The sequence below is a fragment of the Citrobacter sp. Ca225 genome, assembly GCF_030337175.1.
Classification (GTDB): Bacteria; Pseudomonadota; Gammaproteobacteria; order Enterobacterales; family Enterobacteriaceae; genus Citrobacter_A; species Citrobacter_A amalonaticus.
This window is the reverse complement of record NZ_JAOWCD010000015.1, coordinates 87,396-94,383: the sequence shown is the minus strand read 5'-3', so window position 1 is coordinate 94,383 and position 6,988 is coordinate 87,396. Positions and strand designations below refer to the sequence as shown.

Annotated in this window: 6 protein-coding genes; 2 read left to right on the top strand and 4 right to left on the bottom strand. The window is 53.4% G+C overall.

What is annotated here, in order from left to right; translation table 11 throughout:
• The coding region (locus OGW13_RS00515) for a hypothetical protein (RefSeq protein ID WP_287115458.1) at positions 1-338 on the bottom strand (338 nt) is incomplete at its 3' end.
• On the opposite strand from OGW13_RS00515, the gene OGW13_RS00510 reads away from it, so the two are divergent.
• On the top strand, positions 331-1,710 hold the full coding sequence (locus OGW13_RS00510) for a carbohydrate porin (protein ID WP_042998694.1): 1,380 nt from the start codon (positions 331-333) through the stop codon (positions 1,708-1,710). The genes OGW13_RS00515 and OGW13_RS00510 overlap by 8 nt on opposite strands.
• A gap of 111 nt (positions 1,711-1,821) precedes the next feature.
• On the opposite strand, the gene nepI is transcribed toward OGW13_RS00510, so the two are convergent.
• The 3 genes from nepI to OGW13_RS00495 form a co-directional block, all read right to left on the bottom strand.
• Complete coding sequence (nepI, locus tag OGW13_RS00505; RefSeq protein WP_104445844.1) at positions 1,822-3,015, bottom strand: purine ribonucleoside efflux pump NepI; 1,194 nt, start codon at positions 3,013-3,015, stop codon at positions 1,822-1,824.
• Positions 3,016-3,163: 148 nt separating this feature from the next.
• Positions 3,164-3,616, bottom strand: coding sequence for a DUF1198 domain-containing protein (locus OGW13_RS00500; protein ID WP_287115457.1), 453 nt, complete (start codon positions 3,614-3,616; stop codon positions 3,164-3,166).
• Positions 3,617-3,668: 52 nt separating this feature from the next.
• Positions 3,669-5,003 carry an NCS2 family permease gene (locus OGW13_RS00495; protein ID WP_042998697.1) on the bottom strand — a complete coding sequence of 445 codons (1,335 nt, stop codon included), beginning with the start codon at positions 5,001-5,003 and terminating at the stop codon, positions 3,669-3,671.
• A 175-nt stretch (positions 5,004-5,178) separates the two neighbouring features.
• Between OGW13_RS00495 and adeD the strand changes: the two genes are divergently transcribed.
• Positions 5,179-6,945 (top strand): adenine deaminase, encoded by a 1,767-nt coding sequence (adeD, locus tag OGW13_RS00490; protein WP_130097573.1) that lies wholly within the window; start codon positions 5,179-5,181, stop codon positions 6,943-6,945.
• Positions 6,946-6,988: the final 43 nt, after the last annotated feature.

Below are 6,988 nucleotides of genomic sequence, written 5' to 3'. Positions count from 1 at the left end.
AAATCGGCCCAGATCCGCGAAATTTTAATCAGCGAGTCAGCTTGGGAAGAAATGACCTGCTTATTCGCACCTTCCCTAAGTGACTGGGGTGAACGAACGTAGCCAACAAAGAAACAGCTTGAAAGTCGAAGGGTAATAATAATAAACGGAGACGCTATTACGATTAAATAAACGCATTCTGTACCCGCACCTATAAATAACAGATCAACTTGTTTTGGTGATAGCGAATTACACCAAGGCGGGATGGTTATTATCTTAAAATAAATTAATGCGCACATCTCTTCAGAATGCTCAATGCAAACTGAAGGATAAAACGTAAATGAGATAACCATGAACATGATAAAAAAACTTCCATTAGCCATGGCGGTCGTGGCCGCGCTTTGCCCGATTTCTGTACTCGCACAGGAATTTACGCAGGAACAAATCGACGCCATTGTCGCCAAAGCCGTAGACAAAGCCCTTGCGGAACGTCAGGCGAAAATGGACGCTGCTGTGGCGAAAAAAACCGATGTGATTGTTGAGCCGCAAAGCGCCGCGCAGTCACCCGATATGGCCATCCCGTTCGGTGTGAAATTCAGCGGCTATGCGCGTTACGGCGCGCACTTCCAGAGCGGCGATCAGAAGTACGTCGGCGTGGACGGTTCCTATAACGGCGCGTCCGCCATTGGTCGTCTGGGTAACGAAGGCAACGGCGGCGAATTCCAGCTTTCCAAAGCATTCAAAGGCGACAACGGTGCGATCTGGGATATCAACGTGATGATCGACCACTGGGGCGACGAGGTGAACCTCAAAAAGGCCTACGCAGGGGTGACCAACGTTCTGGAATCCAACCCGAACGCCTATATCTGGGCGGGGCGCGACTTCCACCAGCGTCCGCAACAAGGGATCAACGACTACTTCTGGATGAACCACGACGGCCAGGGCGCCGGGGTGAAGAACTTCGATATTGGCGGCGTGCAGTTTGACGTGGCGACCGTGGCCGCCGTGGAATCGTGCAGCCCGGAAGTGATGGAAGATGAGGCCAACCCGTCACGCATCACCTGTACCGGCGGTTCCGGCACCGGTGACAAAGGCAACTACGCCGTGACCTCAAAAATCCACGGCATGAAACTCGGTCCGTTAGATCTGGAAATTTACGCCAACTACGGCTTTGACTCGAAAGCGGTCGATAGCGACGATCGCCTGAAGGCCTGGCAGGGCGCGTTTGTCGTCAGCCACACCAATGACAGCGGCGTCAACAAAGTGATCGCCCGTTACTCTGACAACTCCGACAACAGCGTCTACAACAAAACCGACGATCTGACGGCGATTTACGCCAGTTTCGAAGGGAGTCATAAATTCACGCAACAGGCGCAGGTTGAATACCTGTTGGCATTCCATGACTACGACAACAGCGCCGATCAGAGTGAAAATCGCAAGAACTATGGTGCTATTGTGCGTCCAATGTACTTCTGGAACGACGTGCACTCCACCTGGCTGGAAGCGGGCTATCAGCGTGTCGACTATGATAACGGCGGCGATAACAAAGGCTGGAAGCTGACGCTGTCGCAGAACATGTCGATTGCAATGGGGCCGGAGTTCCGCCCGATGCTGCGCTTCTACGTCACCGGCGGCAAAGTGGATAACGACCGCACCGCTCGCGTGAACGGCACGGATGACGAAACGCTGGACGATTTCAACGTCGGCGCGATGTGGGAAGCGTGGTTCTGATGAGCCATATCGCGTTATGCCGGAAGGCGGCATAAATGCCTTATCCGGCCTACAGGTCTCCGTACCGTAGGTCGGATAAGCGCAGCGCCATTCGACAAACAGAGTGTGAGATCATTGCATACCCTTTATGCGAACTTTCGCTGCCACCAGAAGCGCCGTCAGCAGCATCAGGCTGCCGGAGAGCATCAGGGGCGACAGCAGGCCAAGGTTATCGAGTGCATAGCCTCCCACCGCGGCCCCACAGGTATTGGCAAGCTGGATCACGGCGACCTGGACGGATCCAGCCTTTTCTGCCTGATCGGCAAGCGACCGGGTAATCCATGTCGACCACCCCACCGGCACCAGCGCAAACGCCAGTCCCCAGATAATCGCAATACCCGCCGCCACAATCTTGTCGCTGCCCCACAACGTAAGCACCAACGCACTCAACGCCAGTACCAGCGGCGCACCGGCTAATGCCAGCTTGACCGAGCGTTTAAGAATCACAGACGACAGCGAGGTGCCAACAAAACTGGCGATGCCAAAGCTCAGCAGCACCAGCGTCAGGCCATCGACATCAAAGCCCGCCAGATTCATATACACCGGGCGGATATAAGTGAAGAACGCAAACTGGCCGGCAAAGGACATAAAGATGGCGATCATCCCTGCCGCAACACCGGGACGATTCAACAAGCTGAACATGTTTTGCTTCTGATGAGAAGGCTCACCGGGCAGCGACGGCAGTGATTTCACCACCCAGACCATACACAGCAAGCCCATCACCGCTGCGGCGTTAAAGACGTGACGCCAGCCAATAATGCCGCCTAAAAAACTGCCCAATGGCGCAGCAATCACCAGCGCGATAGAAACCGCGCCGAAAATCACTGACAGCGCTTTTGGCACGGTACGCGGCGGAACCAGGCGCATGGTCAGCGACGCCGACATCGCCCAGAATCCACCCAGCGCCAGTCCCAGACAGGCGCGTCCCACCAGCAATAACGCAAAGGAGTTGGCAAAAGAGACCAGCAGGCAGGAGAGGGTCAGTAACACGGAGAACAGAATCACCACATAACGACGATCCGTTGCCTGAATGATCTGCGTGATAAACAGGCTGGCAAACATGGCGACAAACGCAGTGACAGTCACCGACTGTCCGGCAACGCCTTCAGAAATCCCCAGGTCCTGCGCCATTGGCGTCAACAGACTAACAGGTAAAAACTCGACGGTAATCAAGCAAGCGACACAGAACGCCACGGCAAATACCGCCGACCAGTTCGGGCGGGCGACAACGTCAGCGCGGGTTTTCTCTTCGATACATTCACTCATTTATGCGACCTGCGTGGTGTTCTGGTGGAAAAGTCACGCAGTGTAACATTTTAATTGTGACGCATTTAACGTTTTGGCAACTATTTGTCCGATGGCTACACCTGCCTTACGCTTCACTTGCGTAACAACATTCGTATCCATATTGCTCTTAATGCAGCCAGTGCACGCCGTCTTCAGGCTGAAAAAAGGCGTTGTAGCGCATCTGGAAGGCGTTGATGTCCTGCATATCCGGATCAACCTCGCGTAAGAAACCGAGTGCCAGACGTACCTGCGCATCGGTGACTGGCGCAGCCAGCCTGGCCTTTTGCAGCAGGCGATGCCACTGCAACAGGTTCTGCTCGCTGCCGTCCACAATGACGCTCTGCCAGATCAACAAAACCTGAGCGGCATTTTGCAGATGTGACTCGTCGTGGCGATGGAGATAATGCATAAATGCCTCACCCTGCACTTTTCCCATCTGATCGATCATCGATTCTACCGCCACCACATCAATATTCAGGCGCTCGCTCAAGCGGCGAATCGCCCGCCGGGATCCGGAAGTGAGTACCCGAAACCCGATAACAAACACCACCGCCAGTGTGGCCAGCATTATCCAGATCATGCGTTCTCCTGCTTTATCAGCGCTCATGATATCTGGAAACGGTCCGTGAATACTAATCCACCAGAATGATTTTCAGCGCAAAAAGCACCGCGACCACAACGACGCACAGGTTCAGTTCCCGCCAGCGTCCGGTAAACACTTTCATGATGCAGTACGACATAAAGCCAAGCGCGATCCCCTCAGTAATGGAAAAACTAAAAGGCATCATCACCGTGGTGATAAACGCAGGAACCGATTCGGTTAAATCATCCCAGTTAACGCGGGAAAGGCTGGAGGTCATCAGCACACCGACAAAGATCAGCGCGCCTGCCGTTGCATAAGCGGGAACCATACTCACCAGCGGAGAAAAGAACATCACCAGCAGGAAGAGCACACCAACCACCACCGCCGTCAGGCCGGTACGCCCGCCAACCGCCACGCCCGAGGTACTCTCAATATAAGCCGTCACAGACGAGGTGCCGATAAACGCCCCAGCAACCGAGCTCACACTGTCGACATACAGTGCCCGCCTCATACCAGGAAACTTACCGTCGCTACCGATTAACCCGGCTTTATCCGTCACACCAATTAATGTTCCTGATGAATCAAACAAATTGATGAGCATGAAAGAAAAGATAATCCCTGCCAGATTAAGCGATAAAGAACCACTTAAATCGACCTCACCCATCACTCCGCTAATACTGGGAGGCACAGAATAAATGCCGCTAAAATGGACATCACCGAAAAATAACCCACAGCAGGAGGTGACGACAATAGAGACCAGCACCGCAGCATGAAAATGACGTGATGACAGCACGGTAATAATAAAGAAACCTAAAATACCCAGTAATACGCTGTGGGAGCTTAAGTTACCAATGGTCACCAGGGTGTCTTTATTTGCAATAATGACGCCCGAATTTTTTAATCCCATCAACGCAATAAATAAACCAATACCACTGGTGATGCCGATACGTAAATTAATCGGGATATTGGAAATCATCCAGTAACGGATGCGAAAAAGGGTGAGTAAAAATAGTCCGACCGCCCCCCAGAAGATAGCCCCCATTCCCGTTTGCCAGCTTACCCCCATTGCTCCCACCACCACAAAGGCAAAAAACGCGTTCAATCCCATCGCCGGCGCTAATGCAACGGGAAGGTTAGCGACGAGGCCCATCGCGATGCTGCCAATACCGGCGATGAGACACGTGGTGACAAACACCACTTTGGGGTCCATCTGCGCGGCCCCAAGTATTTGCGGGTTAACAAAAACAATGTACACCATCGTTAAAAACGTCGTCATCCCGGCAATCGTTTCGGTCCGCACGTCGGTGCCATGCTGGCGGAGTTTAAATAATCGCGAAAGGTGATTTGAATCATGCTGCACGTCATCACTGATATCATTATTCATTTTTCTCATCCATTTATGAAGATATAAGCAGGCCTCATTTAAAACATCTCCTGTCTTTAATTCAGTGATTGTAATCACAATGCAAATGCCCGTTAATCGATAAACTTAAAATAATTACCAGGTATTTCTTAATGATAAATAATAATCAAATTGATAAAATCAAAATGAGAAAAATATGAATAACAGCATAAGTCATAAATTTCATTATATTAGCCGTCAGGAACAGCAAGAATTGTTAGCCGTTGCACGCGGCGAAGCGGTTGCTGATTATATTATTGATAATGTCATCCTTCTCGATATTATCAATGGCGGAGAAATGACTGGCCCTATTGTGATCAAAGGGCGGCATATCGCGGGCATCGGGGCGGAGTATCGTGACGCTCCGGCATTACGGCGCATCGACGCCGACGGCGCAACGGCGGTACCCGGCTTTATCGACGCTCACCTGCACATTGAATCCAGCATGATGACGCCAGTGACCTTTGAAACCGCGACGCTGCCGCGCGGGCTCACCACCGTCGTGTGCGATCCTCATGAAATCGTCAATGTGATGGGCGAAAAAGGATTCTCCTGGTTTATCCGCTGCGCCGAACAGGCGAAGCAGAATCAGTATCTGCAGGTGAGTTCCTGCGTTCCCGCTCTGGAGGGATGTGATGTGAATGGCGCACATTTCTCCCTCGACCAGATGCTGGCCTGGCGCGATCACCCGCTGGTCGCCGGACTGGCCGAAGTGATGGATTACCCAGGCGTCATTGCCGGACAAGATGCGCTGCTCGACAAAATGGACGCTTTTCGCCATCTGACGCTGGACGGCCACTGCCCAGGACTGAGCGGTAAAGCGCTCAACGCCTACATCGCCGCCGGGATCGAGAATTGTCACGAGAGCTACACACTGGAGGAGGGGCGTCGCAAGTTGCAACGCGGGATGACGCTGATGATCCGCGAAGGTTCCGCCGCCCGCAACCTCGACGCGCTGGCACCGCTGATCAACGCTTTTAACAGCCCACAGTGCCTGCTCTGTACCGACGATCGCAATCCCTGGGAAATTGCGCATGAAGGGCATATCGACGCCCTGATTCGCCGGCTGATTTTACAGCATAACATCCCGCTACACGTCGCTTATCGCGTCGCCAGTTGGTCTGCCGCTCATCATTTTGGCCTGCGCCATCTTGGCTTGCTGGCCCCCGGCAAACAGGCGGATATTGTCCTGCTCAGCGATGCCCGCAACGTGACGGTACAGCAGGTGTTTGTCAAAGGAGAACCCGTTGACACCGAACGTCTGAAAGCCGACGAACCGGCAAGGCTGGCGCAAACCGTTCCGCCGTATGGCAATACCATTGCGCGCCACCCCGTTTGCGCCAATGACTTCCCGCTGCATTTCACCCCCGGCAAACGCTATCGGGTGATCGATGTTATCCCTAACGAACTGGTGACAGGCGCCAGTGACTGCGAGTGCACCGCGGAGGGCTTCGATCGTCATGATATTTGCTATATCGCTGTGCTTGAACGCTACGGTCGCCAGTCGCCCCCGGCCTGTAGCTTATTAGGTGGATTCGGACTGCGTGAAGGCGCGCTGGCGGCCACGGTCAGCCATGACAGTCATAATATTGTGGTGATCGGTCGCAGCGCTGAAGAGATAGCTCTGGCGGTTAATCAGGTGATTGACGATGGCGGCGGGCTTTGCGTCGTTCGTAACGGCCAGGTGCAATGCCACTTGCCGCTGCCGATTGCCGGGTTAATGAGCACCGACACCGCCGATTCGCTGGCGGAGCAGATCGATGCGCTAAAAGCAGCAGGGCGCGAATGTGGCTCTCTGCCCGACGAGCCGTTTATCCAGATGGCGTTTCTCTCCCTGCCGGTGATCCCCGCGCTAAAACTCACCAGCCAGGGGCTGTTTGACGGTGAAACGTTTACCTTCACTTCCCATGAGATCGCTGACTGATACCAGCCAACCATCGCCAAACACATGCATAAAAAAGCCCAGC

What these genes read in the sequence shown, in the direction of transcription:
- OGW13_RS00500 (WP_287115457.1), bottom strand. Translation starts at nt 3,616, where the DNA reads ATGATCTGGATAATGCTGGCCACACTGGCGGTGGTGTTTGTTATCGGG.
- OGW13_RS00495 (WP_042998697.1), bottom strand. Translation starts at nt 5,003, where the DNA reads ATGAATAATGATATCAGTGATGACGTGCAGCATGATTCAAATCACCTT.
- nepI (WP_104445844.1), bottom strand. Translation starts at nt 3,015, where the DNA reads ATGAGTGAATGTATCGAAGAGAAAACCCGCGCTGACGTTGTCGCCCGC.
- OGW13_RS00510 (WP_042998694.1), top strand. Translation starts at nt 331, where the DNA reads ATGAACATGATAAAAAAACTTCCATTAGCCATGGCGGTCGTGGCCGCG.
- adeD (WP_130097573.1), top strand. Translation starts at nt 5,179, where the DNA reads ATGAATAACAGCATAAGTCATAAATTTCATTATATTAGCCGTCAGGAA.